The 24,892-nt window shown below is 61.3% G+C and carries 23 protein-coding genes; 11 read left to right on the forward strand and 12 right to left on the reverse strand.

Annotated features, from left to right (window positions below):
* Positions 1–8 precede the first annotated feature (8 nt).
* Together WNB94_RS08905 and mnmE are read right to left on the reverse strand one after the other, a co-directional pair.
* Positions 9–476: a cyclic nucleotide-binding domain-containing protein gene (locus tag WNB94_RS08905; protein ID WP_341389799.1), complete on the reverse strand. Its 468-nt coding sequence runs from the start codon at positions 474–476 to the stop codon at positions 9–11.
* A gap of 108 nt (positions 477–584) precedes the next feature.
* Positions 585–2,006, reverse strand: coding sequence for a tRNA uridine-5-carboxymethylaminomethyl(34) synthesis GTPase MnmE (gene mnmE / locus WNB94_RS08910; protein ID WP_341389801.1), 1,422 nt, complete (start codon positions 2,004–2,006; stop codon positions 585–587).
* A 91-nt stretch (positions 2,007–2,097) separates the two neighbouring features.
* Between mnmE and WNB94_RS08915 the strand changes: the two genes are divergently transcribed.
* Positions 2,098–2,223, forward strand: coding sequence for a hypothetical protein (locus tag WNB94_RS08915; RefSeq protein WP_341389803.1), 126 nt, complete (start codon positions 2,098–2,100; stop codon positions 2,221–2,223).
* 83 nt (positions 2,224–2,306) lie between these two features.
* Here WNB94_RS08915 and yidC read toward each other — a convergent pair whose 3' ends face one another.
* From yidC to rpmH, 4 genes are read right to left on the reverse strand one after another with little or no spacing between them, the layout of a single operon-like run.
* Positions 2,307–4,007 carry a membrane protein insertase YidC gene (yidC, locus tag WNB94_RS08920; protein ID WP_341389804.1) on the reverse strand — a complete coding sequence of 567 codons (1,701 nt, stop codon included), beginning with the start codon at positions 4,005–4,007 and terminating at the stop codon, positions 2,307–2,309.
* On the reverse strand, positions 4,004–4,318 hold the full coding sequence (gene yidD, locus WNB94_RS08925) for a membrane protein insertion efficiency factor YidD (protein ID WP_341389992.1): 315 nt from the start codon (positions 4,316–4,318) through the stop codon (positions 4,004–4,006). The genes yidC and yidD overlap by 4 nt, the downstream gene beginning before the upstream one ends.
* On the reverse strand, positions 4,318–4,878 hold the full coding sequence (locus WNB94_RS08930) for a ribonuclease P protein component (protein WP_341389806.1): 561 nt from the start codon (positions 4,876–4,878) through the stop codon (positions 4,318–4,320). The genes yidD and WNB94_RS08930 overlap by 1 nt, the downstream gene beginning before the upstream one ends.
* Positions 4,879–4,931: 53 nt before the next feature.
* The gene (rpmH, locus tag WNB94_RS08935; protein ID WP_161648519.1) at positions 4,932–5,066 is read right to left on the reverse strand and encodes a 50S ribosomal protein L34; all 135 of its coding nucleotides are present in this window, start codon (positions 5,064–5,066) and stop codon (positions 4,932–4,934) included.
* Between the two features lie 215 nt (positions 5,067–5,281).
* Between rpmH and dnaA the strand changes: the two genes are divergently transcribed.
* The 5 genes from dnaA to gyrB all read left to right on the forward strand — a co-directional run bounded on the left by dnaA (position 5,282) and on the right by gyrB (position 12,813).
* On the forward strand, positions 5,282–6,814 hold the full coding sequence (gene dnaA / locus WNB94_RS08940) for a chromosomal replication initiator protein DnaA (protein WP_341389809.1): 1,533 nt from the start codon (positions 5,282–5,284) through the stop codon (positions 6,812–6,814).
* A gap of 261 nt (positions 6,815–7,075) precedes the next feature.
* A complete protein-coding gene (gene dnaN, locus WNB94_RS08945) occupies positions 7,076–8,197 on the forward strand; it encodes a DNA polymerase III subunit beta (RefSeq protein WP_341389811.1) in 1,122 nt (373 codons plus the stop codon).
* A 126-nt stretch (positions 8,198–8,323) separates the two neighbouring features.
* Positions 8,324–8,998, forward strand: a complete 675-nt coding sequence (locus WNB94_RS08950) for a PEP-CTERM sorting domain-containing protein (RefSeq protein ID WP_341389812.1) — start codon at positions 8,324–8,326, stop codon at positions 8,996–8,998.
* A 185-nt stretch (positions 8,999–9,183) separates the two neighbouring features.
* The gene (locus WNB94_RS08955; RefSeq protein WP_341389814.1) at positions 9,184–10,185 is read left to right on the forward strand and encodes a PEP-CTERM sorting domain-containing protein; all 1,002 of its coding nucleotides are present in this window, start codon (positions 9,184–9,186) and stop codon (positions 10,183–10,185) included.
* Between the two features lie 90 nt (positions 10,186–10,275).
* Positions 10,276–12,813 (forward strand): DNA topoisomerase (ATP-hydrolyzing) subunit B, encoded by a 2,538-nt coding sequence (gyrB, locus tag WNB94_RS08960; protein ID WP_445819034.1) that lies wholly within the window; start codon positions 10,276–10,278, stop codon positions 12,811–12,813.
* A gap of 116 nt (positions 12,814–12,929) precedes the next feature.
* On the opposite strand, the gene WNB94_RS08965 is transcribed toward gyrB, so the two are convergent.
* Positions 12,930–14,096 (reverse strand): hypothetical protein, encoded by a 1,167-nt coding sequence (locus WNB94_RS08965; protein WP_341389815.1) that lies wholly within the window; start codon positions 14,094–14,096, stop codon positions 12,930–12,932.
* Between the two features lie 268 nt (positions 14,097–14,364).
* On the opposite strand from WNB94_RS08965, the gene WNB94_RS08970 reads away from it, so the two are divergent.
* Positions 14,365–15,120 (forward strand): DUF4393 domain-containing protein, encoded by a 756-nt coding sequence (locus WNB94_RS08970; protein WP_341389817.1) that lies wholly within the window; start codon positions 14,365–14,367, stop codon positions 15,118–15,120.
* Positions 15,121–15,285: 165 nt separating this feature from the next.
* On the opposite strand, the gene WNB94_RS08975 is transcribed toward WNB94_RS08970, so the two are convergent.
* From WNB94_RS08975 to mblB, 3 genes are read right to left on the reverse strand one after another with little or no spacing between them, the layout of a single operon-like run.
* Positions 15,286–16,407: a patatin-like phospholipase family protein gene (locus WNB94_RS08975; protein WP_341389819.1), complete on the reverse strand. Its 1,122-nt coding sequence runs from the start codon at positions 16,405–16,407 to the stop codon at positions 15,286–15,288.
* The gene (gene cap2-3, locus WNB94_RS08980) at positions 16,404–18,584 is read right to left on the reverse strand and encodes an anti-phage 6A-MBL system cap2_3 protein (protein WP_341389821.1); all 2,181 of its coding nucleotides are present in this window, start codon (positions 18,582–18,584) and stop codon (positions 16,404–16,406) included. Before cap2-3 ends, WNB94_RS08975 begins: the two co-directional genes overlap by 4 nt.
* A gap of 55 nt (positions 18,585–18,639) precedes the next feature.
* Positions 18,640–19,812 carry an anti-phage 6A-MBL system MBL-fold protein gene (gene mblB / locus WNB94_RS08985; RefSeq protein WP_341389823.1) on the reverse strand — a complete coding sequence of 391 codons (1,173 nt, stop codon included), beginning with the start codon at positions 19,810–19,812 and terminating at the stop codon, positions 18,640–18,642.
* Positions 19,813–20,491: 679 nt separating this feature from the next.
* Between mblB and WNB94_RS08990 the strand changes: the two genes are divergently transcribed.
* From WNB94_RS08990 to WNB94_RS09000, 3 genes are all read left to right on the forward strand, one after another.
* Positions 20,492–20,848, forward strand: coding sequence for a hypothetical protein (locus tag WNB94_RS08990; RefSeq protein ID WP_341389825.1), 357 nt, complete (start codon positions 20,492–20,494; stop codon positions 20,846–20,848).
* Positions 20,849–21,439: 591 nt separating this feature from the next.
* Positions 21,440–22,705 carry a DUF2130 domain-containing protein gene (locus WNB94_RS08995; protein ID WP_341389826.1) on the forward strand — a complete coding sequence of 422 codons (1,266 nt, stop codon included), beginning with the start codon at positions 21,440–21,442 and terminating at the stop codon, positions 22,703–22,705.
* Between the two features lie 121 nt (positions 22,706–22,826).
* Positions 22,827–23,639, forward strand: a complete 813-nt coding sequence (locus WNB94_RS09000; RefSeq protein WP_341389827.1) for a PEP-CTERM sorting domain-containing protein — start codon at positions 22,827–22,829, stop codon at positions 23,637–23,639.
* Here the strand turns inward: WNB94_RS09000 and WNB94_RS09005 are convergent.
* On the reverse strand, positions 23,621–23,788 hold the full coding sequence (locus WNB94_RS09005) for a YMGG-like glycine zipper-containing protein (protein WP_445819051.1): 168 nt from the start codon (positions 23,786–23,788) through the stop codon (positions 23,621–23,623). The genes WNB94_RS09000 and WNB94_RS09005 overlap by 19 nt on opposite strands.
* A gap of 99 nt (positions 23,789–23,887) precedes the next feature.
* Positions 23,888–24,124 carry a DUF2789 domain-containing protein gene (locus WNB94_RS09010; protein WP_341389830.1) on the reverse strand — a complete coding sequence of 79 codons (237 nt, stop codon included), beginning with the start codon at positions 24,122–24,124 and terminating at the stop codon, positions 23,888–23,890.
* Between the two features lie 159 nt (positions 24,125–24,283).
* Between WNB94_RS09010 and WNB94_RS09015 the strand changes: the two genes are divergently transcribed.
* Positions 24,284–24,886 carry a TetR/AcrR family transcriptional regulator gene (locus WNB94_RS09015; RefSeq protein WP_341389831.1) on the forward strand — a complete coding sequence of 201 codons (603 nt, stop codon included), beginning with the start codon at positions 24,284–24,286 and terminating at the stop codon, positions 24,884–24,886.
* Positions 24,887–24,892 lie beyond the last annotated feature (6 nt).

Here is a 24,892-nt window from a genome sequence, read left to right on the forward strand (position 1 = left end):
GCCTCCCCTCACGCCACCGGCACCTGCCGTGTCAGGTTGGCCCGCATGCGCAAGGCCATCACCCCGCCTGCGGCCCTGACCACCTCCACCGCCACCAGCGGCACGCGGGCGGCCAGTTCTTCAAACCGAGGCAGGCGCAAGGCGTAGATCACACAGGGCGTCATGGCCTCGACATTGGCCATGCGGGGGGCGTCGGTGAACAGGCCGGGTTCGCCGCAGATGGCCCCGGGCCGCAAGATGGCGATGCGGGACGCACCCGGCGCACCGCCCGTGACGAACACCTGCAGCGAGCCCTGCCCTAGAAAGTACACCGTGCGGTCGTGGTCACCCTGCTTGATGAGCAGGTCGCCCGAGCGCAGTTCATGCCGGGTGAGGTACTGGCAAAACGTGCGCCATTGCTGCGCATCCAGGCGCGCACGGAAGGCGTCTTCCGTGTTCAGCGTCTGTATCGCCTGAATCAATTCTGTCGAATCCATCCTTGCCTCACCTGTGCCTTGCTTGCGCTGTGCCTGTGCTCTGCTCGTGCCTGACGTGCGCGCCAAGCCTGCGCAACCGAGTGACTTTAAATCAAGCGCCCGCCGCTGTCACTTGCCGATGCAGAACCGCGTGAATATTTCACCCAGCAAATCGTCGGCCGAGAACACCCCGGTGATGCTGCCCAGGGCATTGTGCGCCAGTCGCAGCTCTTCGGCCAGCAGGTCCAGGGCCCCATCGGCCTGTGCGGCGTGGGCCTGGGCATGGCCCAGGTGCTCACGCGCCACGCGCAAGGCCTGCACATGGCGTTGCCGGGCGATGAACAGGCCCTCGGGCACCGCCTGCCAGCCCGCGATCTCCAGCAAGGTCTGACGCAGGGCCTGCAAGCCCTCACCGGTGCGGGCCGACAGCCGCACGGCCTGTCCGGCCGCCGGCGCCACGCCCGCCACGGTGGCGTCCACATCGGCCTTGTTGAACACGTGCACCACGCGCAGGCCTGGCGGCAGACGGGCGGCGATGGCCTCGTCGGCCTGCACATACGCAGGCTCATGCACGCGGGTCAGGTCGTGCAGAAACAACACCGCATCGGCGCCTCGGATGGCCTCCCAGCTGCGCGCCATGCCGATGCGCTCCACCTCGTCGGTGGCGTCTTCGTCGGCGCGCAAGCCGGCCGTGTCGATCACGTGCAGGGGCACGCCCTCGATCTGGATCGTCTGGCTGACCTTGTCGCGCGTGGTGCCCGCGATCGGGGTGACGATGGCCAGCTCCGCGCCGGCCAGGGCATTGAGCAAGGAGCTCTTGCCCGCATTGGGCTGGCCGGCCAGCACCACCTGAAGTCCTTCGCGCAACAAGGCGCCCTGGCGTGCCTGGCGCAACACCGTCTCCAGGGTGGTGGCCAGGCGGTCGAGCTTGCCGCGTGCATCGGCCTTTTCCAGAAAGTCGATCTCTTCTTCCGGGAAGTCCAGCGTGGCCTCCACCAGCATGCGCAACTGCACCATCTGGGCGCGCAAAGCCTCCACCTCGCGGCTGAAGGCCCCACCCAAAGAGCGGCTGGCCGAACGTGCCGCCGCCTCGGTGCTGGCATCGATCAGGTCGGCGATCGCCTCGGCCTGGGCCAGGTCGATCTTGTCGTTCAAGAACGCCCGTTGCGTGAACTCGCCGGGCTCGGCCAGTCGCAAGCCCGGCAGGCAGGCGCGGCCCGTGGCCCCCTCAGGCGCGGCCGCCGCTTCCAGGCAGCGCGCCAGCAACAACTGCATCACCACGGGGCCGCCGTGGCCCTGCAGCTCCAGCACGTCCTCACCGGTGTAGCTGTGCGGCGCCGGAAAATACACCGCCAGGCCATGGTCCAGCGCCTCGCCACGGGCGTCCTTGAACGGCCCGTACGTGGCCACGCGCGGCGCCAGTTCACGGCCACACAGCGCGCGGGCCAGTGGCATCAGGCCCTGGCCCGACACCCGCACAATGCCCACCGCCCCTCGGCCGGGGGCCGTGGCCACCGCCACGATCGGCTCCTTGTGTTGTCCCCAACGCATCGTCACCTCACACCTTCACACGCCATGATGGCCCCGAGCTGGCACCGATGTTGCATTGCAGCATTGACCAAGCCCGCCACACGGAGGCCCCATGCTCGACACCCTGGCCCAACTGCTCCTGATCGGTGCACCCACCACCGACCCCGCACAAACCTGGCCCCTGGCCCTGGCCTCGGTGGCCCTGGCCGTGGGCATTTTGCGCCGCCGCCGCGACTGAGCGCCAGCCCTGCGGCGACCCCTTCAATGAAAAAGCCGCCAGGGTGACCCGGCGGCTCCATGTCCGTGGCGCTTCGCCCCTCGTCAGGTGTTGACGCCCAGGCTGCGGTTGATCATCCACTGCTGCGCGATCGACAGGATGTTGTTCGTCAACCAGTACAGCACCAGGCCGGCCGGGAAGAAGAAGAACAGCACCGAGAACATCAGCGGCATGATCCACATCAGCTTGGCCTGCATGGGGTCCGGCGGCGTGGGGTTCAGCCAGGTCTGCAGCAGGGTGGAGCCGGTCATCAGCAGGGGCAGCACATAGTACGGGTCCTTGACCGACAGGTCGGTGATCCAACCCACCCAGGGCGCGTTGCGCATCTCCACCGACGACAGCAGCACCCAGTACAGCGCGATGAACACCGGAATCTGGATCAGGATGGGCAGACAGCCGCCGATCGGATTGACCTTTTCTTCGCGGTAGATCTTCAGCATCTCCTGCTGCATCTGCTGCGGGTTGTCTTTCAGCGACTCACGCAGGGCCTGGATGCGCGGATTGAGCGCCTTCATCTTGGCCATCGAGCGGTAGGCGCTGGCGTTCAGGCCGTAAAACGCGGCCTTGAGCAGCACCACCAACAGCACGATGGCCCAGCCCCAGTTGCCCACCAGGTTGTGGATGTGGAACAGCAGCCAGAACAGCGGCTTGGCCAGCAGGTGGGTCCAGCCGTAGTCCTTGACCAGCTCCAGGCCCTCGGCGATGTCCTTGAGCTTCATTTCTTCCTGGGGGCCCATGTACAGCTGCGTGTCCACCGTGGCCGAGGCGCCCGGGGCCACCTCACCCACCGGGAACAGCATGCCCACGGCGTAGAGGTTGCCGGCCTGCTGGCGCGCGAAAAACTCGCGCTGCGTGCTGGCCGGGTTCAACCACACCGAGGTGAAGTAATGCTGCACCACCGACACCCAGCCATCCGGCGCCGACTTCTGGAAATCGGCTTCTTTCTTGCTGATCTTGTCGAAAGGCACCTTCTGGAACTTGGCTTCGGCCGTGTAAATGGCCGGGCCGGTGTACGACTGCGGCGCACCCCACACATCCGGGCCTTCATGGATCAGCGAGCCGTCGCGCACCAGCTGCACATACAACTGCGGGTTGATCGCTGCCGCGCCTTGGTTGAGCACCTCCTGGCGCACGTCCACCAGGTAGCTGCCGCGCTGGAAGGTGTAGGTGCGCACCAGTTGCACGCCGGCCACCGGGTCGGAGGCCAGCTTCACCACCAGGGTGTCCTGCCCTTCGGCCAGGGTGCGCTCATTGCTGACCAGCTTGAACGGCGTGAGGTGCGTGGGCACATCACCGGCCGCCTGGCCGATCAAACCCGACTGCGCCACGTAGGTCTTGCCCGCCGACCGATCGAACAGCACCATGTTGCCGCCCGCCTCGCCAGAAGCACGGTGTTGCAGCATCTCGGCACGCACCACGCTGGCACCCAGGGTGTCGATGTCCACCTTGAGCACGTCGGTGCTGATGCTCAGCACCTCCGACGGTGTCGCTGCGGGGGCGGCCGCCACCTCGGCGCCCGGCGTGGCGCCCGCGGCGTTGGTGGCCAGGGTGCCGCCGGCCGCCGGCACCGAGGCCGTGCCATTGTCGGCACCACCGCTGGCGGCCTGGGCCACCGGCGAGGCCGCCGGTGCGGGCTGGAACAGCGAGGGCTGGCCGGTGTGGCGCAGCCAGCCGTCCCACAACATCAGCAGCGAGACGGCAAACACCGACCACAGCAGCACGCGGCGCAAATCGTTGTTGATCATGGGCGAGGGGGTTCCGAGGAAGGTTGACAGAAACGGGACAACAACCCCGCCTTCTTGAAAGGCGAGGCGTCGGGCACGGGGTCATGCCCCCCGTCACACAAAGGGTGGCAACGCAGGATACGGCGGGTGGCCAGGTAAGAGCCTGCCAGCGGACCATGACGCTCCAGCGACGTGAGGGCGTATTGTGAACACGTGGGCGTGAAACGGCAGGCCGAGCCCAGCCAGGGGCTCAACAACAGCCGATAGCCCTGCACGACGCCGATCAGCACACGGTTCAGCGCGCGGCTGAGCACCTGGCACACACCGCCCATCATCGCCGCACCTCGCGCACCCGTGCCCACAGCTCATCGAGCTCGCGGCGCACGGCGGCGCTCAAGGCATCAGACGCCGCGCTGGGAAACTCCGCGCGGTCGAAGCCACGCGTCAGCCGCACCACCCAGGCCGACAAGGGCACCGGCTCGGCGGGTTGACCTTGAGCCTCACCTTGACCAACAGGCCGCAGGCGCGACAAGGCCGCCACGGCATGCCGGCGAACAGATTCGCGGGCCTGGTGGCGGATCAAGGAGCGGGTGACCGAACGGCGTGCCTGTTTTTTGGGCACCACCAACCCCAGCCGCCCCACCATGTCATCCACAGCCGGGGGCGTGCCCAGGGACGGGGTTGTTGACAACTGGACCGACACGGGCCGCCTCCACAAAGCGTGCAAGGCGAAATGCGCGGTTTTAGACACTGGGCGTGTTCCCAGTGCCTGCTGAAAATCCGATGATTTCAGGCTGGCAGGTTTCACGGCTCGGCTGTCCTGGCGGCGATCAAAAACGACCGTCAGAGCGTGACAAAGCCGGGCAAAGCCCGGCCCTGCTCGTGGTTGCACACACGCCTGAGCCGGCTATCGCCGCGTCAGGCACGGTGCTGCACCATGCTGGCTCAGACAGCCAGGCGCTTGCGGCCCTTGGCGCGGCGGGCGTTCAGCACCTTGCGGCCGCCCTTGGTCTTCATGCGCACCAAAAAGCCATGGGTGCGGGCGCGACGGGTCTTGGAGGGTTGGTAGGTACGCTTCATGATGATCTTTCACTGAGCCAGCACCTCAACCTTAGGGCCGGCAGAACCCGCGATTACATCAGCTTTTGCACATCAGGTCAACGTGTGTGCGCAAAAACAGGCGCCGGCACCCGGCCAATCGATGCTGATCTCGAACAAAAAACTGTGGATAACCCGGTTCACGAGCGCCCGAAGACGCTTAGAATTCGCCTCCCAAGGAAGGACTTGTCCACAACATGAGTGCCGCCGAATTGCCCACCACGGGCCCCGCCGAGCTGCCATACCTGTGGCAACGCTGCTGCCAGCGACTGGCCACCGAACTGCCCGAGCAACAGTTCAACACCTGGATCCGTCCCCTGCCAGACGCGCAGGCCAGCGTGCAAGAGGGTGTGACCGTGCTGTGTGTGCGTGTGCCCAACCGCTTCATGCTGGACTGGATCCGCACGCAATACAGCGCCCGGCTGGAAGCCATTCTGGGCGAACTGGTGGATGGTGACGTGCGCCTGGACATCGCCATGGCCCCCCGGGCCGCGCCCACCGGCGTGGCCATGGGCGCTCAGGGCGGTGCGATGCTCCCCACGCGGGCCATGCCCAGCAATGCCCAGCTCAACAGCCCCACCCTGCAACGCCTGATGCCCCACCTGGGTGACCGTGGCGACCGCAGCGCGGCTGGTGAACCGCACGAGCGCCACCCCCTGGGCGGCCAGGGCATGGCCCATGCCCCGGCACCCCGGCATCAGCTGCCCCAGGTCATGGGCCTGAACCCGGCCCTGACCTTCGACAACCTCGTGCCCGGCCGCGCCAACCAGATGGCCCGCACCGCCGCCCTGCACGTGGCCGGCAGCCCCGGCCACATGTACAACCCGCTGTTCATCTACGGCGGCGTGGGCCTGGGTAAAACCCACCTGATGAACGCGGTGGGCAACGCCCTGCTGGCCGACAAGCCCGACGCGCGCATCCTCTACCTGCACGCCGAACAGTTCATCAGCGATGTGGTCAAGAACTACCAGCGCAAGACCTTTGACGAGCTCAAGGCCAAGTACCACAGCCTCGACCTGCTGCTGATCGACGACGTGCAGTTCTTCGCCGGCAAGGACCGCACCCAGGAAGAGTTCTTCAACGCCTTCGAAGCCCTGCTGGCCAAGAAGGCACACATCATCATGACGAGCGACACCTACCCCAAGGGGCTCGCCAACATCGATGAGCGACTGACCTCGCGCTTTGATTCGGGCCTGACGGTGGCCATCGAGCCCCCCGAGCTGGAAATGCGCGTGGCCATCCTGATCAAAAAGGCCGCACAAGAGGCCATCGAGATGCCCGAAGACGTGGCCTTCTTCGTGGCCAAGAACGTGCGCGCCAACGTGCGCGAACTAGAAGGCGCCCTCCGCAAGGTGCTGGCGTTTGCCAAGTTCAGCCACAAAGAGATCACCATCCACCTGGCCCGTGAGGCCTTGAAAGACCTGCTGTCCATCCAGAACCGGCAGATCTCGGTGGAGAACATCCAGAAAACCGTGGCCGACTTCTACAAGATCAAGGTGGCCGACATGTACTCCAAGAAGCGCCCCGCCTCGATCGCCAAGCCCCGTCAGATCGCCATGTACCTGGCCAAGGAGCTGACCCAGAAGAGCCTGCCCGAGATCGGCGAGCTCTTTGGGGGGCGTGACCACACCACGGTGCTGCACGCCTGCCGCAAGATCGCCAGCGACCGGGCCAAAGACAGCGAGCTCAACCAGCAACTGCACGTGCTGGAGCAAACGCTGAAAGGCTGATGCAGGCATGCCAGGAGACCCCAGCGGGTCTCTTTTTTTACCCCTTGTCAAGGCACAAACTTGTGGACAAGAAAAGAACAAGCACCCACTTGTCCACAGGCTGAGACCAAAGCGCGAAGTTGTTGTCTGTTGTCCCCATCACGAAGCCGGGTAGCATCCACAGACTTGTCCGGGTCGTAAATCCTTGATGGATCAGGACAAAATAGCGTTGTGCACAGAAAAAGTCGCCCTCTACTACGACGACCAATTTGAAAGATTAAGATGATTGTGTTGAAAGCAGCCCAGGAAAAAATCCTCGCCGCCCTGCAGTCCGTGGGCGGCATCGTGGAGCGGCGCCACACACTGCCCATCCTGGCCAACGTCCTGATCCGCAAAAACGGCCCCGCGCTGGAGCTCATCACCAGCGACCTGGAAATCCAGATCCGCACCACGGCCCAGCTCGATGGTGACGACGGCAGCTACGCCACCACCGTGGGCGCCAAAAAGCTGGGCGACATCCTCAAGAGCCTGCCGGCGGACCAGACCGTGTCGCTGACGGCCAACCAGAACAAGCTCACCCTGCAAGGCGGCAAAAGCCGCTTCACGCTGCAAACGCTGCCCGCCGAAGACTTCCCCCTGGTGCAAGAGGCCGCCGACTTCGGCCCCGCCTTCAGCGTGCCTCAGAAGACCCTGAAGATGCTGATCGGCCAGGTGCACTTCGCCATGGCCGTGCACGACATCCGCTACTACCTCAACGGCATCCTGTTCGTGGCAGAAGGCAACACCCTGACCCTGGTGGCCACCGACGGACACCGCCTGGCGCTGTCTCAGGCCACGCTGGAGGTCGAAATGCCCAAGCAAGAGGTCATCCTGCCCCGCAAGACCGTTTTGGAGCTCATGCGGCTTCTGAAGGACGATGGCAAGGGCGAAGAAGAACAGCTCATCGAGATGCGCTTTGCCGGCAACCAGGCCAAGTTCAGCTTCGGCGGCCTGGAGTTCGTCACCAAGCTGGTCGAGGGCAAGTTCCCCGACTACAACCGCGTCATCCCCAAGAACCACAAGCACCACATCACCCTGGGCCGCACCACCTTGCTGGCCAGCCTGCAGCGGGCCGCCATCCTCACGTCGGACAAGTTCAAGGGCGTGCGCCTGAACATCGCGCCCGGCCTGATGAGCATCGCGTCGAGCAACGCCGAGCAGGAAGAGGCCAAGGAAGACATCGAAATCGACTACGGTGGCGACAGCTTCGAGATCGGCTTCAACGTGAGCTACCTGATGGACGTGCTGTCCAACATGAGCCAGGAGATGGTGACCGTGTCGCTGCAAGACGCCAACAGCTCGGCCCTGATCACCAACCCCGAGTACGAAGGCTTCAAGTACGTGGTGATGCCGATGCGGATTTGATCAGGGCACGCCGGCTGGCCCCCACGCGATCGTGGGGGCCGAGCAGACCTTGACCTACCCTGGTGGGGGATGTCCCGGCCAGGGTATTTTTTTACATTGGGGGCCATGATTTCTGGAGAAACCGTCATGTCCACCCTCACCACCGCCATCCGAACCCTGCTGGGTGCCACCACCCTGGGCTTGGCCGCCACCAGCGCCCACGCCGTGCTGGAAGTGCCCAGCAACACGCTGACCTTCAACTTCTACGCCGACTGTCTGGACTGCACCATCAACGCCCCGGAAGGTGCTCCGGCGGCCGTGCTGGTGCTGGAGAACTACGTGCCCGGTGACGCGCTGAGCATGGACAACTTCGGCGAGCACTTTGTGAGCTTCAGTTACGCCGGCTCGGACATCGTGGCAGGCTTCAGCCTCACGAAGACCACCTACGATTGGGGCTGGGGCCCGGAAGTGGGCGTGGACTTCACGGTCTATCGGCCGGAGGGCGTTGAATCACGCGCCACCAGCGTGTCGTACTTCTCTGGCGCCCTGGGTGTGAACGATGGCCCTTACGACTTCCTGATCGACTGGGACGACGGCCTGCGCTTCACTTCATCAGCCAGCCCGTTTGCCGATGGCAGCAACTGGTATATGTGCAGCGTTGGCACCGAAGGTGGCTACTACCGTGGTACCTGCTCGCACCTGTTCAACCAGGATTACGGCATCGGGCAGTGGAATTCACCCAGCGCCGTGCCTGAGCCTGCCACCTGGGCTTTGGTGGGTTTGGGCTTGGCGGTGGTGGGGGTGTCGGTGCGGCGGCGATAAAGCTGATCGCTTAGACCGTCAACCATTGACTGTAATGGCCCTTAGGGGCCCATTGTTCATGGGGACCCGTGGTGAACCCAAGGGTGATAAAGCGAGCATTACCGGACTGCTCAGACAGACGGATGATGGATGTGATCCGATTTTTGCGTTAGCCTCTCATCATCAAATATTCAGGAGGCTCGCTCATGCGCTCGCTCAAATTGGTCACGACCTTGTGTTCTTTGTTTGCATGTTCGTCGTTTGCACACGCTGCAGTTCCAGTCATCAGTGCTTCGGCAACGGTGGCGAATTTTGGTTATCGCCTCATCGACTTGAATCCTGATGATGATGTCACTCCATGGATTAAGTTTGATAATTCTGGAACATCAGAACTGTATGTTTCAGTAAAAGATGACGATTACAAGACCATCGAAGATGTGAGGACGTTCGATGAGGATGCTCGATTGTTTGGAGATTATTCCGCCAGCTTGACCAGCGCTGACGGCGTAGCGAGCGCAAGCATCGGACCTTCTGAACATGGCAGTTCGATTCAAATTGATGCACCGAGATTAATTGGTTCGCTTCAGTCAACAGTTGACCGTGAGAATTCTTTAATCAATTCGTCAACTGGTTCTTCCTATTACCTAAGGTCAGATTTTTCAGGAATGGAAAGACTGCCCAACTACGCAGGATTTATCGGATTTGTGTTGTCCCCGAACACAGCAGTTGTGCTTGAGGGAACTGCAAATTACCATCTTAATGCGGACTGGGACGCCTTGAACAGTTCGGTTTATCCATCCAGTGATGGATGGGAAGATACAGGTATATATTATTCATATAATTCGTCAATCAGAGTAAATACTGGAGGATGGGCTTATGCAGAATGGGCAGATAAGTCATTTCCATTTCCTGGTGAAGAATATTATGATACAGATAGTGGGTCAAATTATGTTGACATTTACGATCGTTCGAAAAGAACCATCGAAAAATCAGAGTACTTTTCTTTGAAAATTGAAAACAATACCGATCTGGAATCGATGAAGTATTACGGTGTCAGTACTCATGTATCACTGGTCAGTAGCGTGCATGCAAGCAAGACTTATGTGCCCGCCATCCCCGAGCCATCCACGTTAGCGCTGACGCTACTGGGCCTCGGCGGTTTGGCCTCGGCCGTGCGCCGTCAGCAACGTCGGTCCACCCCGCACTGACCGCGGTCAGAACCCACGGCCAAAGCCGTTAAAATCCCAGAGCCCTGACGACCGTCGTCGGGGCTCTTTTTCATTCCCCAGGGCCATTCCATGAGCGACGTGACGCCTTCTCCCGATCAGCAACCCGACGTGCCCGCCACCCCGGCCGGGTCACCCGACCAAGGCGGCTACGGCGAGGGCTCCATCCAGATCCTCGAAGGCCTGGAGGCGGTGCGCAAGCGCCCGGGCATGTACATCGGCGACACGTCCGACGGCACCGGCCTGCACCACCTGGTGTTCGAGGTGGTCGACAACTCCATCGACGAAGCCCTGGCCGGTCATTGCGACGACATCGTGGTGACCATCCACACCGACAACTCCATCAGCGTGGTGGACAACGGCCGCGGCATCCCCACCGGGGTGAAGATGGACGACAAGCACGAGCCCAAGCGCTCGGCGGCCGAGATCGCCCTGACCGAGCTGCACGCCGGTGGCAAGTTCAACCAGAACAGCTACAAGGTGTCGGGTGGCCTGCACGGCGTGGGCGTGAGCTGCGTGAACGGCTTGAGCAAGTGGCTGCGCCTGACGGTGCGCCGCGACGGCCAGGTTCACTACATGGAGTTCCGCCAGGGCGTGCCGCAAGAGCGCGTGCTCGAGGTGCGCGACGGGGTCGAAGTCAGCCCCATGAAGATCATCGGCGAGACCGACAAGCGCGGCACCGAGGTGCACTTCCTGCCTGATGTCGAGATCTTCAAAGAAAACAACGAGTACCACTACGATATCCTGGCCAAGCGCCTACGTGAGCTGTCCTTCCTGAACAACGGCGTCAAGATCCGCCTGATCGACGAGCGCAACAACAAGGAAGACAACTTTGCCTACGCCGGTGGCGTCAAGGGCTTTGTGGAGTTCATCAACAAGGGCAAGAACATCCTCAACCCCAACATCTTCCATGCGCAAGGCGACAAGGTGTCCGAGAACGGCACCAACGTCGGCGTGGAAGTGGCCATGCAGTGGAACGAGAGCTACAACGAGAATGTGCTCTGTTTCACCAACAACATCCCGCAGCGCGACGGCGGCACCCACCTCACGGGCCTGCGTGCGGCGATGACCCGCGTCATCAACAAGTACATCGAAGACAACGAGCTGGCCAAGAAGGCCAAGGTCGATGTCGGTGGCGACGACATGCGCGAAGGCCTGGCCTGCGTGGTGTCGGTGAAGGTGCCTGAACCCAAGTTCAGCAGCCAGACGAAAGACAAGCTGGTGAGCAGCGAGGTGCGCGCGCCAGTGGAAGACATCGTCAGCCGCCTGCTGACCGACTGGTTGCTTGAGAACCCGATCGACGCCAAGATCATCTGCAACAAGATCGTTGAAGCCGCGCGTGCGCGCGAAGCCGCCCGCAAGGCCCGTGAAATGACGCGCCGCAAGGGCGTGCTCGACGGCCTGGGCCTGCCCGGCAAGCTGGCCGACTGCCAGGAAAAAGACCCGGCGCTCTGCGAAATCTACATCGTGGAGGGTGACTCCGCCGGTGGCTCGGCCAAGCAGGGCCGCGACCGTAAGTTCCAGGCCATCCTGCCCCTGCGCGGCAAGATCCTGAACGTCGAGAAGGCCCGGTATGAGAAGCTGCTGACCAGCAACGAAATCCTCACGCTGATCACGGCCCTGGGCACGGGGATCGGGCGCGGTGCCGGCACCGACGACTTCAACCCCGACAAGCTGCGCTACCACCGCATCATCATCATGACCGACGCGGACGTGGACGGCGCCCACATCCGCACCCTGCTGCTGACCTTCTTCTTCCGCCAGATGCCCGAGCTGGTTGAGCGCGGCCACATCTACATCGCGCAGCCGCCGCTGTACAAGGTCAAACACGGCAAACAAGAGCAGTACCTGAAAGACGCCGGTGCGCTGGACGAGTACCTGATGCGCGTGGCGCTGGACGGCGCAGTGGTGGAACCCGGCCAGGGCAAGCCCGCCATCGCGGGCGAGCAGCTCAGCGAACTGGCCGCCGCCTATGTGAAGGCCAACGCCGTGGTGGAGCGCCTGGGCAACTGGATGGACATCGAGGCCCTGCGTGCGATCGCCAACGGCCTGACGCTGAACCTGGACACGCTGGAAGACGCTGAACAAAGCGCCACGGCCTTGAAGGCCGCGCTCCGCAACGCCGAAGTGACGGCCGAGTTCGACGCCCGCAGCGACAAGCACATCCTGCGTATCAGCCGCATCTTCCACGGCAACACCAAGTACAGCATCATCAACGCCGACTTTGTGCACGGTGCCGACTATGAGGCCCTGGCCAAGGCCGGCACCACCTTCAACGGCCTGCTGACGCCCGAAGCCCTTGTGCGCCGCGGTGAAGGCGAGAAGGCCAAAGAAGCCAAGGTGGCCGACTTCCGCGCCGCGATGGCCTGGCTGATCACGCAGGCTGAAAACAGCGTGGGCCGCCAGCGCTACAAGGGCCTGGGTGAGATGAACCCCGAGCAGCTGTGGGAAACCACCATGGACCCGAACGTGCGCCGCCTGCTGCGCGTGCAGATCGAAGACGCCATCGAGGCCGACAAGGTGTTCATGATGTTGATGGGGGATGAGGTGGAGCCGCGGCGCGATTTCATCGAGAGCAACGCCTTGAGGGCGACGAACATTGATGCGTGATGTTGTCGGGTGACACGGAAAGTGAAAAACGTGCCATGTTAGTGAAAAGTGACTGACGCAGTTACTGAAAAAAACTGACAGGCCGTGAAGGACGAAACGCCCGGACATGCCGGGTGTTAAGTCGGCCTCAACTCTTCATAGGCATTCGTGTCGCGAACCACGTCTTCGACGTAGGCCAGGCATGCCTCGACATCCGCACGTACGAAGCAGCCGAACTGCTCAACAAGCCCCAGGTCGGGCCTGTTCACTAGCGTGCACAACGGGCCTTCGGTGAAGAAGGCGTCGCAATAGGCCAGGGCCGCACAAGCGTGCTGGAAATCGAACAGGTCATTGGCCTTCAGCGCCTGTCCCTTGTTCCATCGCACGGCCGCATGCAGGGTAACGTTGATGTGCAGCGTGCGCATGGCTTTTCGGCCGACCTCCGTTCCAAAGGCGCCTATCAGGAACGCTAGGCACTGTCGATTGACCTCCGCGCGCTCCGGTGTTCCTTCTTTGGGCAAGGGGCCGGCCTCGGGCGGCAATGTGGGCTCCAGGATGGTGGCCAGTTGACCGGCATAGAGGTCCAGGACGCCGACCAGTTCATGCTGGTAGGCAGTCTTCATGTTTTTGAGGCTGTCTGCATGGGCGCGGATCTGCTCGTTCACTCGGCCAGTGGTCTCGCGAAAGTTCAGCGGGTCGGCATGCACGAACTTGTCGCCGAGCATGTCACACACCTGGATCAGCGTGACGTCTTCCCACATGTGGTCGAAAAAGGCTTTGCGGATGGCCAGGCTGGTGGCTGGGTCGAAGGCCATCGACACCGGATCGACGAAGCCCATCACATAGGCGGGCTTGGACCACACCAGCTCGCGCAGCGGATCGACCGCCTCCGTCGTTCGGGCCGCATGCACGTAATGCGCGATTTCGGTGCCGACGCGCATGTCGTAAGTGAGGAGGGTGGCCCCCAGGCTAAGTTCGCTGACCAGGTCGGCAGTGGCAGCGCGCGACCGCGGATCGGTCTGCTTGAACATCTCTAGAAAGGTGCTGTCGGTGATCGGGCAAAACACCCGACCCGCTGCCACGGCGCGGCGCAAGGTACGCAGGAGATCCATCATCGCCCCAGGCGTGTCGTAACGCGCTGCATCCCGCAAACCTATCCAGAATCGCAGGTCCAGGTACACCGCTTTGCGGGTCATTAGACTGCGCCCGAAGGCGTGGACGCGCCGGCGCCGATGCTGCTCAAAGCTGACTTCGGGCGAGGCACGGTGCTGATCGATGGACGAGCCGATCTTGTGCGGATTCATACTTGATGCCGGGATACGCATGGGCCGCCGGGCTGCCCAGATCAGGAGGCGTACTGGCCATGAGACACGATCTTGCCACTTTCTTCATGTCAGGCGCCTCGCGTTGCACGCCGAGCGGAGTTGGCACAGGCACTCTCCGCCACGCGGCTGGCTACCTTGAACGCCGGTTGGCGGCTGGACAGGCGGGTAGAAGCAGCCCGACGCTGCTATGTCGAGTGCGACAATCGACAAAACAGAAGATGTTGACGAAAACTATTTGAGCCACGCTATGAATGATGACTCTCAATCGCGATCTGTTTCCGCAGCAATCGCTACAGAGGTTTACTCTGATGCCGTGGCACCAGCGATGCGCGAGTTCGCAAAAATCGGCGTTGATGCCGTCAAGGTACTCCGTCTTGCGCTCTTCCCGCTCCAGTACGGAGCGGCGATGCAAGACCGTTTAGCTCGACGTATTGAGCACTCTCTTGAAGCTGTTCCGCCTGCTCGTCGGATTGCGCCTCCGGACTCCATCATGCTTCCTGTGGCAGAGCGTTTGCGATATCAAGAAGACGGCAACCCTATCGCTGACCTGTACGTCAATCTGCTTGCTAGGGCAATGGATAAGGAGCGCATCGGTGAAGCCCATCCTGCCTTCGTCCACATCATTGGTCAGTTGGCACCCGATGAAGTGCTTTTTCTTACCCAACTGTTTGATCTACGGGATCACATCTACTTGCGAGAAGGACAACAGAGCCCTGGAATGTTGAAGCAGGAGGGGCTGGTAAGGTTGCGCCAGATTTATGGCGAGTCCGATTTCTACGAATCTCTTGCAAGCGCACTTGTCGAACCCGAAGCCCTCGCCCAGCCAGAGTTGTTCTCAACATTTCTTTCGCACTTGGTAACGCTCGGGGTGGTGGAATACACCAACAAGCCGGAGCAGGCACTAGAGAAGATAAATCGCTCGATCTTGGGCTACGAGATGCACTACATCCGGCTTAGTCAATTTGGGCGGCTTTTTTGCGGTGCTTGTTTAAACGCCTCGTAAGGGATTGGGGCGGCACCCGTGTTGCGCCCAATAGACGTTCTATTGATGCAACATGCCGCCCCCACGGCATCTTCCCACCCTCCTACAACCGCCAGCTTCCTGCACTGGGAGGGCATTACGACGAGGCGCATTCGCCATGCCTAATCTTGCCTCTGAAAATGCCGCCTACCCTGCAGCTAGCCGGTCTGGGGTTGGACCGCTGGCACGTTCTTCGGAACAAAGCCCATAGTCGCGGGCAACTGCTCCGGCAACGGCATAGCCGTGATTTGCCAGCCTGTCGAACTCATCCCGACTGAGCTTCTTGAGCGATGTGTCGAAGGATTTTGCAAACGCGGCATCAGCCGTGGTCTCGTTCAGTCCGCGGGTGCCGATGATGAGTAGCGCACCCGCCTCGGGATAGCGCTGCAGATAGTTTGCAAATGCCCTCACTCTCAGCGCCCTACACTGCTCCATCACGATGTCCATGAGCCGCTTGACGCGAAAGGGGCTTAGGGGGCCCGCATCCATTCCCTCAGCGAGGGGGGCCCCGGCGTCGGAAACGATGACATAGTCACCGGCAATCTTGGCCTTCTGCGTCCCTGGATGAAAGAACGGTTCGGCACCCAGGTTGTCGTACAGGCCGCCGTCATACAGGTGCAAGCGTCGGTACTTGATATCAACAGGCTTGCGGTCTTCGGGCGTGGTACCCCATTCGCCGTAGCGCCACTCGAAGTCTTTCGGGTCAATCGCCAGAGGACCAAAGCCGACTGGAAACGCGGCCGAAACCGCGAGGGCACACCCGAGTGGAAAATTGGGAGTCTCGGCGTAACCCAGGGCCCAATCTCCAATCTCTGTTCCTTTGAAGCGAAAGCGCTTTCCATTCTCAGCCGTTGTGCCGTTGATGGACCATTCTGGCTTTTTAGGGATGACGGACAGCGGCACATCCATACCCCAGTTTTCGATGAGCTCACGGGCTAGGAGGTTGGCGCGAGACATCAAGAACTTCCAGTTCCTGGGCCTCAGCGCCATGCGAAGGGCACCAAGCTGCATGCTTTTCGTGCAGAGCAACTCTGACACCTTAGGAAAGGTCTCGTCGAGGAAGTGCCGGGACGAGGGCCACTGAAAGTTGCTGCTTTGATATATGAGGCCAGTCAGCAGGCTTCCACCTGAGACTGTGGAGATTCGCACTACCTTCTCCAGCAATGACCGCTCGGCCATCCATTTAAGGACGCCCAAGTGAAACGCCATGGCCCTGATGCCGCCGCCTGAGAGTGCCAGGGCAATCGGACGGTCATACTCGCGGCTCATCGAACCTCCCCAAGGTGGACGCCCAGGTCAGTCTTGCCTACGATGACTTGCAGAAACGGCAGGCCTTCCTCGGCCATCGCAATCGCGAGAGCTGCCAACTGACGCTTGTCATCGGTGCTGGGGTTTACGCTGTGCCCATCTGGGTGGCTGTGCCACTCACCAAGGTATCCGACAACCTGCCCCGTACGCTCTTGAATCGCCTGCACTTGCGCGAGCAAGCCTTGTACTCCACGCTCAAAATTGGCTGCAGTGCCCTTGCTGTCCGGGGGCGCAGCAAGTACGTCGACGATGACAATCTGGCGCAACTTGAGGTCGTGATAGCCCAGCAAGACTCCACCGGTCTCGGCTGGAAGATGCGGCTCTCGCAGCGTCCGTAGCTTTCGGACAAGCCCCTCGTCGGCATGAACGGTGAAATCACCTATGTCCCACTGCAATGGGGATTCAACTGGCACGTCGTATGCAGCAACGGCTCCTGTCGTGGCGTCCCGCTCCCAGATTTGAATTGCGGCGCCCTCTGGCTGAATGTGGCGGCGTAGCTGTTCAGCCAAGTTTGCAGCATGCACCACGATGGTGGAGTTCGCCTGCTCGTACGAAATGTCGCGACAGCTAGCACCACTGAAGTATTTGCCAGCATGCTCTTTCAAATGCGTCGTACCCCAAACACTGTTAATGATGGCTCGGTAGTACTGCGCCTCCAATGTTGAGAGCCTGAAACGGCGAGCACGGTCTTCGACTAGAAGCACTGAACCATTGCCGGAAGGGGTTACAAATGCGGACACGTGACGAGCAGCATGTTCCGTGAGGCTTGCTCGCCGCGGAAACTCCAAGGTCGTAGAGCAATCGACCACGAGGTCTGCCGCCTTGAACAGCTCCTTGATCTCTGGCGTTTCGTCACAGGCATTGGCGGCTACTGCGTTCACCACTCGGGGCAACTCAACGGCCGCGTTCACCAAATGTCGCACCACCAAAGCCTTGCTTACGCCCACGTCCTCGTTGAACGCAAGGTGTCGCGCAAGGTTATGGGGCTTGATGTGGTCCGGGTCCACAACAGACCACTTTCCCCATCCGCATCGGGCCCATAGGCTTAGCATTTCGCTACCCAGCGAGCCCACTCCCACCACCACGCCTGCGACCGGACCTTCATCCTTGACGGCGGAGAAGCGCCGAAGCGCCTTCTCGTCCGGCATAAATAGAACCTGAGCGGCAGCGACCTTGATGTCTCGCCAACCCCTCTCCTCAGGCTGAACACCACCGATGAGGAGCTGCACGGACACGGTACCCTTCAGGTTCATGTAGGTACCCAAGGCCAATCCCAGTGCCTGACGCGTCTCCTGCGCGAAAAATGCCAGCCTCTGTATGACCTCTTCCCGGCCTCCTTCTTCACGTTGAACGGGGATGTTCAGCAGCACGATAACGCTCCTGCCTTCCAACGAAAACTTTTCAGTCCTGCCAGTCAGCAGCGAAGCGAGTTCCTTACGAAGGATGTCGCCCAGGTCCACACCGCGGGTGGACAATTCCTCGGCGAGCTGGCCCAACGTCTCAGGGCTGGAGACCCGTGTGCCGTGCCTGACGGCTGGGCAATCGATGTAAATGACATCCGCGGATTTCTCGCCGGCGCCCTCCTTTGTCTGGAGCAGGCGCACGGTGCAGATGCCATCTGCACGCGCCGGTTCAACCTTGAAGGCCCCAAGGGTCACAGACTTGTCTGCACGAAGAGCGTCAAAGTTGCGGGGCAGCACCAGTTCATAGCCTGTCTCAAAGAACGGCTGTTCTACTGGCTGGTCTACAGCGTGGATAGTGCCTGCAGCACTACCCTGCATCCACCATTGAATCCGTTTGAAGAATCGCTGCGGTGTCCATCCACGCATGACAGCCTCGTCTGGCTCGAAGTAGAGGCACAACGCCCGCGGGCTACCAGGTGGCGCGAGATTGAGATGCATCGCATCCGGAAAGTTCTTCCGCATCGCATAGACCGCGGGCGGGTGACCGGCATGCCCGGTGTGAAGAAGGGCAAAACGCTCCGGGCTACGAAGGCCCAGTGTGTTGTGCGTGCTCACACTGTCGCAATGCACATCAACGATGAGACCTTCGCGTTCAGTCCCCACTTTGGACCGGACAGCACCGATGACGTCGACGTCCTTGTTCAGGCCTGCGGCTTTGAGCACCTCGAGCAGCATGGGGAGCCGGAGCTCCTCCACGCTGATGGGGTCGAACTGCACAAGGTCATGGTACTCAATCATCTGAGCACCCCACACGAGGCGCAGCCGCCGTGAGGATGCTGGAGGCAGCACTCTGGCTGCTGGACTGCAGCTGCAATCCGGCGATGCTGAACTCGAACACCATAGGTCGAGGCTTGACTTGGTTGGGCTGCTCCATAGTCACCAGGAACCGACGCCCACCCACGGCCTTGAGGTATCGCTCGTAGGCATTGCGGGCCTGAATGTGCGGGGGTTGTTTGAGGTTGGGGTCATACGACTCCTCCTTGTCAGGGATAGGCTCGCTTGAGCTCACGATGTAGGCTTGGTCTTTGCCCTCAAGTAGCAGCTCCTTGATTTTTGGCTCCGGCACCGTTTCCCGCTTACCCTTCTCCTCGCTCAGGGCCTTGTAGCTGCAGTGGTGGGGGATGTTGTACAAGTCCCAGCGCAGACGGTCGTCGTTCCCGTGATAGCGGGTGATGTTGACGATTTCTTCCAGGTCTTGCCAGCAGGAGTCGCCCACCTGGAGGAAGTCGAACGTTTTGTCGCCACACTTGAAGCGGATGTTGAACACCAGGGATGCGGAGTTGCGCACGATATCGCCGCCTTCGCAGTGCTTGATGAAGGGCGAATGTGTGAAGAACTCGACTCCATCGGCCTTCAAACTGAAGCCTTGCGCCAGACTTCCTGCCTCTTCGAAAAGATGGTCACGGGCAGACGCTTCTTCGCCACGCTTTTGCAAGGCAGGCTCCAGCCAGTCCATCAACTCCGGTGGTTTGGAGAAGACACGGATTCCTTTGCCTTCCAGCAGACGATGCCGCGCCTCTTGCCGCAACAGCAGATATTCCTTCAACTGGTCATCATTGGTGCCCGGTTCGATGAGCATGGCCGCAGGCACCCACAGCTCCTTGATTTTGATGCGGTCATCGCCCTGGTACTTCGCGGCGTGTTCGAGCCAGAAGAAGTCGGTACTGCCCTTTATGTGGTCCTCGTCAGCATGGGTGAAGGCCACCATATCGAAGTAGTCGCGCTTGACCGCCTTGAGTTCCTCGCGCAGCTCCTTGACTAGGTTGACATGCTTGGTCAGGCCGTCTTCGGACGCCTTGGAATGGTGGAAGTCAAACAGAATGCGCTTGCCGTTGTCCAGGATGATTTGGACGGTGTCCCCGTTACTGACGGGGTAGAACTTGACGTTGTGAATCTCGGCCATGAGAGCTCCTGCGAAAGCAAACTACCTCTCGTCTGAGAGGGAGGGGCACAAAGAAGACGTCAGCACCACCCCTCAAGCCCTCCGGTCTGAGTTGGAGGAACAGCTAAGGCACCGTCGTTAGCACTCACAACCCTAGAGTGATGACAGTACGATAACACATTTTGTATTACTAAAAAATTATACAATGAAGCGGTGGGCAATGTAGGAAATCGCCTACATCCTGGCGCTGACCATGCTATTTGGCGGTCTTGTAGAGGCGCAGAGATCGTCCGTCCTTGGCTCGGCTACGGCTGGCAGGCTTCGCGGGGGCCTTACTCTCGATGACGGCCAGGACGGCTGCGGTACGGTCAGGCAGACTAGGCTCGTGGTCTGTTCCGAACTCCATAGGGGCTTGACGCCCATCGCAGCAGCACGCAAGGGCAATAGCTTCCACCGGGCCTAGTCGTTTCGACTTCCCGGCAGCTTTTCCTGATGAACCCGGGGGAGGACCAGAAGTACCCGCCACGCGCTAAACCCTGCTTATTACAAATAGGGCAGACAGAATGCCCCTTCTATGCATGCGTGTCAATGTCACACGCGCATTAGATTGATACATCAGCGTAGTACAAAAGATTCTTGCTCAATGTGCAACTACGACTAAAATGCTGACTTAGTTAAACCAGCGAAGCCATAGGCATTCATGGGAACATCAAAAGCCCACACGCCTCCAACAGAGGCACCTCACGAGATAGAGACGCTTGACCCGGACTCCCTCTCAAAGAGGCAGAGCAGTCCAGAGCCTCTACACTTAAACCTTCGTGTTACAGGCGATGACGCAATAATCTTCGAACATCTTAAAAGCCGGACTCCTAACATCACCGACTCTTTGCGTGTCAGGGACTCAGTCAGAACAGCGGTGTACTTGCTTGCGATGCGAGACAAGGGCTCGCCGGTGTTTGTCAAGAACGCTGAGGGTAAGGATGTCGAAGTCCTTGAGTACCTAGGCGTGTATTACCCTGAACAACCAAGCAAAGCCCGTGCGATCCGGAAGAAGTGATCGCTCGCGCATCGATCAGATGCAGGCCACCCGCGCCTGCTGGATCTACGTACTGCTTGCAACGCCCAAGATGGTCGCAGCAAGGCCTGCCACGTCGGACAGAGACGGCTCCGCGAGCACCTCACCCGGAACGTAACAGGACGAACGTCGTTTTCGTTATTTGAGTGGGCTATGAGTGAACGGGCTGAAGTGCGCGTAGCTGTGATGTCAAGCATGCAGGACAGTCAGGCCCAGGCGACAGTAGCAGAAAGCCCTTTTTGCCGTTCCCCATTCTTGGGATTGACGGGTGGGCACACAGCCCCAACTTGAGTGCGAAGAGATGCGTCGGCTCGCGCTTTTCACTTTATGTGTTGCAAGCGCCCGATCTTTTCACTATTGATGGCATCGGCTTCGCCTGCTGCGACAGACAAGTTGAAAAAGTCGGCTGCTGACAAGGGCCTGCTTTTCACTTTTGGTGTCACCCGACAACGTGAAATCGGTTCGTTGAATCAAACGCGCCCGGCATGACCGGGCGTTTTTGTTTCTGATGGGGGTCTCTGTTCAGGCGGCTTCGGCCATCATCCAGAGTGACACAAGGAGGAGTTTTTTGACATGCACGAGATCATTTGCCCGCACTGCCACAAGGCGTTCAAGGTTGACGAGGCGGGTTACGCGGACATCCTGAAGCAGGTGCGCGACAAGGACTTTGAGCAGCAATTGCATGAACGCCTGCACCTGGCCGAGCAGGAGAAACGAAACGCCGTCGAGCTGGCGGTGGTCAAGGTCACTGGCGAGTTGCGACAGCAGGCTTCAGCCAAAGAAGTCGAGATTCAGCAACTGAAGGCCAGGCTCGAAGCCGAATTGCAAAAGACGGCGGCCAGCAAAGACGCAGAGATCCAGGGCCTGAAGGCTCAGCTTGACGCCATCGCGGTCTCGCAAAAGCTGGCCATCACCGAGGCGGTGAACGCCGTAGAGAAGGAGCGCGATGCGCTCAAGAGCGGTCTTGAACGGGCGGAGCTTGAAAAGCAGCTGGCCGAGAAGGCGCTGAAGGACAAGTACGAGACGCAGATCAAGGACCGTGACGACGCGATCGAGCGCCTGCGCGACATGAAGGCCCGGCTGTCCACCAAGATGGTGGGCGAGACGCTGGAGCAGCATTGCGAGACCGAGTTCAACCGCATCCGGGCGACGGCCTTTCCTCGGGCCTATTTCGAGAAGGACAACGACGCGCGCACCGGCAGCAAGGGTGACTACATCTTCAGGGACAAGGACGAGGCGGGCACAGAGATCGTCTCGATCATGTTCGAGATGAAGAACGAGAGCGACCGCACCGCCACGAAGGGCCGCAACGAAGACTTCCTGAAAGAGCTGGACAAGGACCGAACGGAAAAGGGGTGCGAGTACGCCGTCCTGGTGTCCTTGCTGGAGCCCGACAGCGAGCTCTACAACTCAGGGATCGTCGATGTGTCTCATCGGTATCCCAAGATGTACGTGGTGCGGCCGCAGTTCTTCATTCCCATCATCACGCTGCTTCGCAACGCGGCCATGAATTCGCTCCAGTACAAATCGGAGTTGGCGTTGGTGAAAGCGCAGAACATCGACATCACGAACTTCGAAAACGAGCTGGACTCCTTCAAGGCCGCGTTCGCCAAGAACTACGACCTGGCCTCCAGGCGCTTCGAGACGGCCATCGCCGAAATCGACAAGTCCATCGATCACCTTCAAAAGACCAAGGACGCATTGTTGGGCGCTGACCGCAATCTGCGCCTTGCGAATGACAAGGCCCAGGATGTGACGATCAAGAAGCTGACGCGGGGCAACCCCACGATGGCGCAGAAGTTTTCAGAGCTCAAAGATGGAGACCCTTCTAATGGCTGAGGTGGCATGGACGATGTGCCCCCCTATGGTTAGGGAGGCCGGCCGCGAAGGCCTTGCCGGCGAGGCCGTACCCAGATAGCCTGGGTGCCCACCCAAGGGAACAGGCGTGGGGAGCAGGCGCATGAAGTCAGTGGCATTGTCTTTGGTGATCTGGTCGTTCGCCACACTGGCGCAAGCCGCGCCCGTCATCACGCTCACCGGGCGAGATGCCTTCATGGGCTCCACCAACTTCGGGCCTGGCGGCACGGGCACCGCCCCACCGGTCAGCCTGCCGGGCGACAGCCAGAGCTTCAGCGGCTTGACCCCGGCCACCCTGACGCTGGGCGGCAGCGACCAGGCCATGTCCACAGGGCCGTTTGACTCCACCAACCTGATCGGCGCTGCGTGGGCCCATGTGCAAAGCTACAGCGCCAGCGGCTCGGTGCTGGCCGCCCAGGGACGCATCAACGTCGCGGGTGGCGGCAAGGGCTGCAACGTGGGCGGCTGTTTTGACTTTGACGCCGGTGGCACCCACAACAATCGGCAAACGCTGTACTTCTCCATCAGCGAAGACGCAGCCTTCACCGCCAGCGGCTGGTCGGGCTCGCAGCAGATCATCGATGTGGAGCGATGGACGGGCTCGGGCTGGGAGGTCTACCGCGGATTGTTCGGTGCCTGGGATCCGTTCATCACCTACAACAGCGGTCTGGATGGCGCGCCGCCAGTGAGCTGGAGCTTCAGCAACACCTTCCTGGCGGGCGATTACCGCATCTATAACAAGCGCGATTTTTACGTGGGCAGCACGGACGTGAGCTGGTCTTACGCCATCGAGTTCACCACGCCGGGGGCGGTGGTCACGGCGGTGCCTGAGCCCCAGGCCCTGGCCTTGTTGCTGGCCGGCCTGGGGGTGGTGGCGTGGCGCCGGCGTGGCCAGCCTTACTTGTTGCCCACCTGATTGCCGATCACGCCACCCACGGCGGCGCCACCCGCGGTGCCCACGCCGCTGCCACCGGTCAGGATGGCACCCACGCCAGCGCCGATGGCCGCACCGGCGGCGGTGTTCTTGTCACGTTGGGTCATTTGCGAACAGGCGGCCATCGACATCACGACGATGGCGGCAGCGCTCAGGCGGATGATCTTGTTCATGGGGTGCTCCAGGGTTGAGGGTGGTTTGAGTCGAGGACGGGGACAAGGACAGCGGGTTCATGGGGCCCGCAAGCGGGTGTTGAGTTCATCCACCACCACGGCCCAGTGGTCATCGCTCTGCAGCTTGTCTTTGATGAACATGGCTTGCGCAGGTGTCCAGAAGGGCGCCTCGCTGACCCGCACATCCTCTGGCAGCGGCCGGTGATCGTGGATGAACCGGGCGATGTCCGTTGGGGTGTCGGGCAGGCCCAGTTGTTGAAACAGGTGCCGCATGGTGGGGGTGATGGTGTCCATGATCGGGTCCTCGGTGTCGATGCCTTGATGGTGGCCCGCACGCGGCGGCCGTGGTGTCAGCGGGCAACGGCTGTGCGCATCAGCGCTGTCCTACACGGCCGGGCGACACAGGGTCATTCAGGCGTGGGCAAGGGGCTGCATGGGCCGATAATCAGGGGCATGGACCACAAACCTGAGGCCGACACCGGGCTGAAAGCCGCGTGCCTGCGCGCTGCGCGCGAAACCATCGCCGAGCGTGGGCTGGAGCAGCTCAGCCTGCGCGAGGTGGCGCGCCGCCTGGGGGTGTCGCACCAGGCGCCCTACCGGCACTTTCCGTCGCGTGATCACCTGCTGGCCGAGGTCATCCGCGAGTGTTTTCAGGATTTCGCCCGCTTTCTGGACGACCGCGAGACACAAGACGCGCCCGAGCAAGACCTCAACTGCCTGGGCACGCGCTACCTGCAGTTCGCGCTGGAGCGCCCGCTGGAGTACCGGCTGATGTTCAACACGCCCTGGCCCGAGCCCGCCGAAGAGGTGGGCCTGGTGCGCGATGCGCTGCACGCCTTCAACATCCTGCGCGATGACCTGCGTGGCATCCACGGCAGGGGCCCTGAGGCGCAGCGGCAGGTGGACCAGGACGCCATGCTGATCTGGTCGGCCATGCACGGCCTGTCCAGCATCCTGCAGTCCAGTGCGATGGTGCACCTGGACCTGGCCGACGGTGTGCGCGAGCAGGTGCCCACCTACATCATGGAGCGCGTGCGGGGCATGCTCAAGCCCTGAGCGGGC

Source organism: Aquabacterium sp. A3 (assembly GCF_038069945.1).
Lineage (GTDB): Bacteria > Pseudomonadota > Gammaproteobacteria > Burkholderiales > Burkholderiaceae_C > Aquabacterium.

Coding starts and splice junctions, on each gene's coding strand:
- WNB94_RS08905 (WP_341389799.1), bottom strand. CDS start 476: ATGGATTCGACAGAATTGATTCAGGCGATACAGACGCTGAACACGGAA.
- mnmE (WP_341389801.1), bottom strand. CDS start 2,006: ATGCGTTGGGGACAACACAAGGAGCCGATCGTGGCGGTGGCCACGGCC.
- WNB94_RS08915 (WP_341389803.1), top strand. CDS start 2,098: ATGCTCGACACCCTGGCCCAACTGCTCCTGATCGGTGCACCCACCACC.
- yidC (WP_341389804.1), bottom strand. CDS start 4,007: ATGATCAACAACGATTTGCGCCGCGTGCTGCTGTGGTCGGTGTTTGCC.
- yidD (WP_341389992.1), bottom strand. CDS start 4,318: ATGGGCGGTGTGTGCCAGGTGCTCAGCCGCGCGCTGAACCGTGTGCTG.
- rpmH (WP_161648519.1), bottom strand. CDS start 5,066: ATGAAGCGTACCTACCAACCCTCCAAGACCCGTCGCGCCCGCACCCAT.
- dnaA (WP_341389809.1), top strand. CDS start 5,282: ATGAGTGCCGCCGAATTGCCCACCACGGGCCCCGCCGAGCTGCCATAC.
- dnaN (WP_341389811.1), top strand. CDS start 7,076: ATGATTGTGTTGAAAGCAGCCCAGGAAAAAATCCTCGCCGCCCTGCAG.
- WNB94_RS08950 (WP_341389812.1), top strand. CDS start 8,324: ATGTCCACCCTCACCACCGCCATCCGAACCCTGCTGGGTGCCACCACC.
- WNB94_RS08955 (WP_341389814.1), top strand. CDS start 9,184: ATGCGCTCGCTCAAATTGGTCACGACCTTGTGTTCTTTGTTTGCATGT.
- gyrB (WP_445819034.1), top strand. CDS start 10,276: ATGAGCGACGTGACGCCTTCTCCCGATCAGCAACCCGACGTGCCCGCC.
- WNB94_RS08965 (WP_341389815.1), bottom strand. CDS start 14,096: ATGAATCCGCACAAGATCGGCTCGTCCATCGATCAGCACCGTGCCTCG.
- WNB94_RS08970 (WP_341389817.1), top strand. CDS start 14,365: ATGAATGATGACTCTCAATCGCGATCTGTTTCCGCAGCAATCGCTACA.
- WNB94_RS08975 (WP_341389819.1), bottom strand. CDS start 16,407: ATGAGCCGCGAGTATGACCGTCCGATTGCCCTGGCACTCTCAGGCGGC.
- cap2-3 (WP_341389821.1), bottom strand. CDS start 18,584: ATGCTGCTCGAGGTGCTCAAAGCCGCAGGCCTGAACAAGGACGTCGAC.
- mblB (WP_341389823.1), bottom strand. CDS start 19,812: ATGGCCGAGATTCACAACGTCAAGTTCTACCCCGTCAGTAACGGGGAC.
- WNB94_RS08990 (WP_341389825.1), top strand. CDS start 20,492: ATGGGAACATCAAAAGCCCACACGCCTCCAACAGAGGCACCTCACGAG.
- WNB94_RS08995 (WP_341389826.1), top strand. CDS start 21,440: ATGCACGAGATCATTTGCCCGCACTGCCACAAGGCGTTCAAGGTTGAC.
- WNB94_RS09000 (WP_341389827.1), top strand. CDS start 22,827: ATGAAGTCAGTGGCATTGTCTTTGGTGATCTGGTCGTTCGCCACACTG.
- WNB94_RS09005 (WP_445819051.1), bottom strand. CDS start 23,788: ATGTCGATGGCCGCCTGTTCGCAAATGACCCAACGTGACAAGAACACC.
- WNB94_RS09010 (WP_341389830.1), bottom strand. CDS start 24,124: ATGGACACCATCACCCCCACCATGCGGCACCTGTTTCAACAACTGGGC.
- WNB94_RS09015 (WP_341389831.1), top strand. CDS start 24,284: ATGGACCACAAACCTGAGGCCGACACCGGGCTGAAAGCCGCGTGCCTG.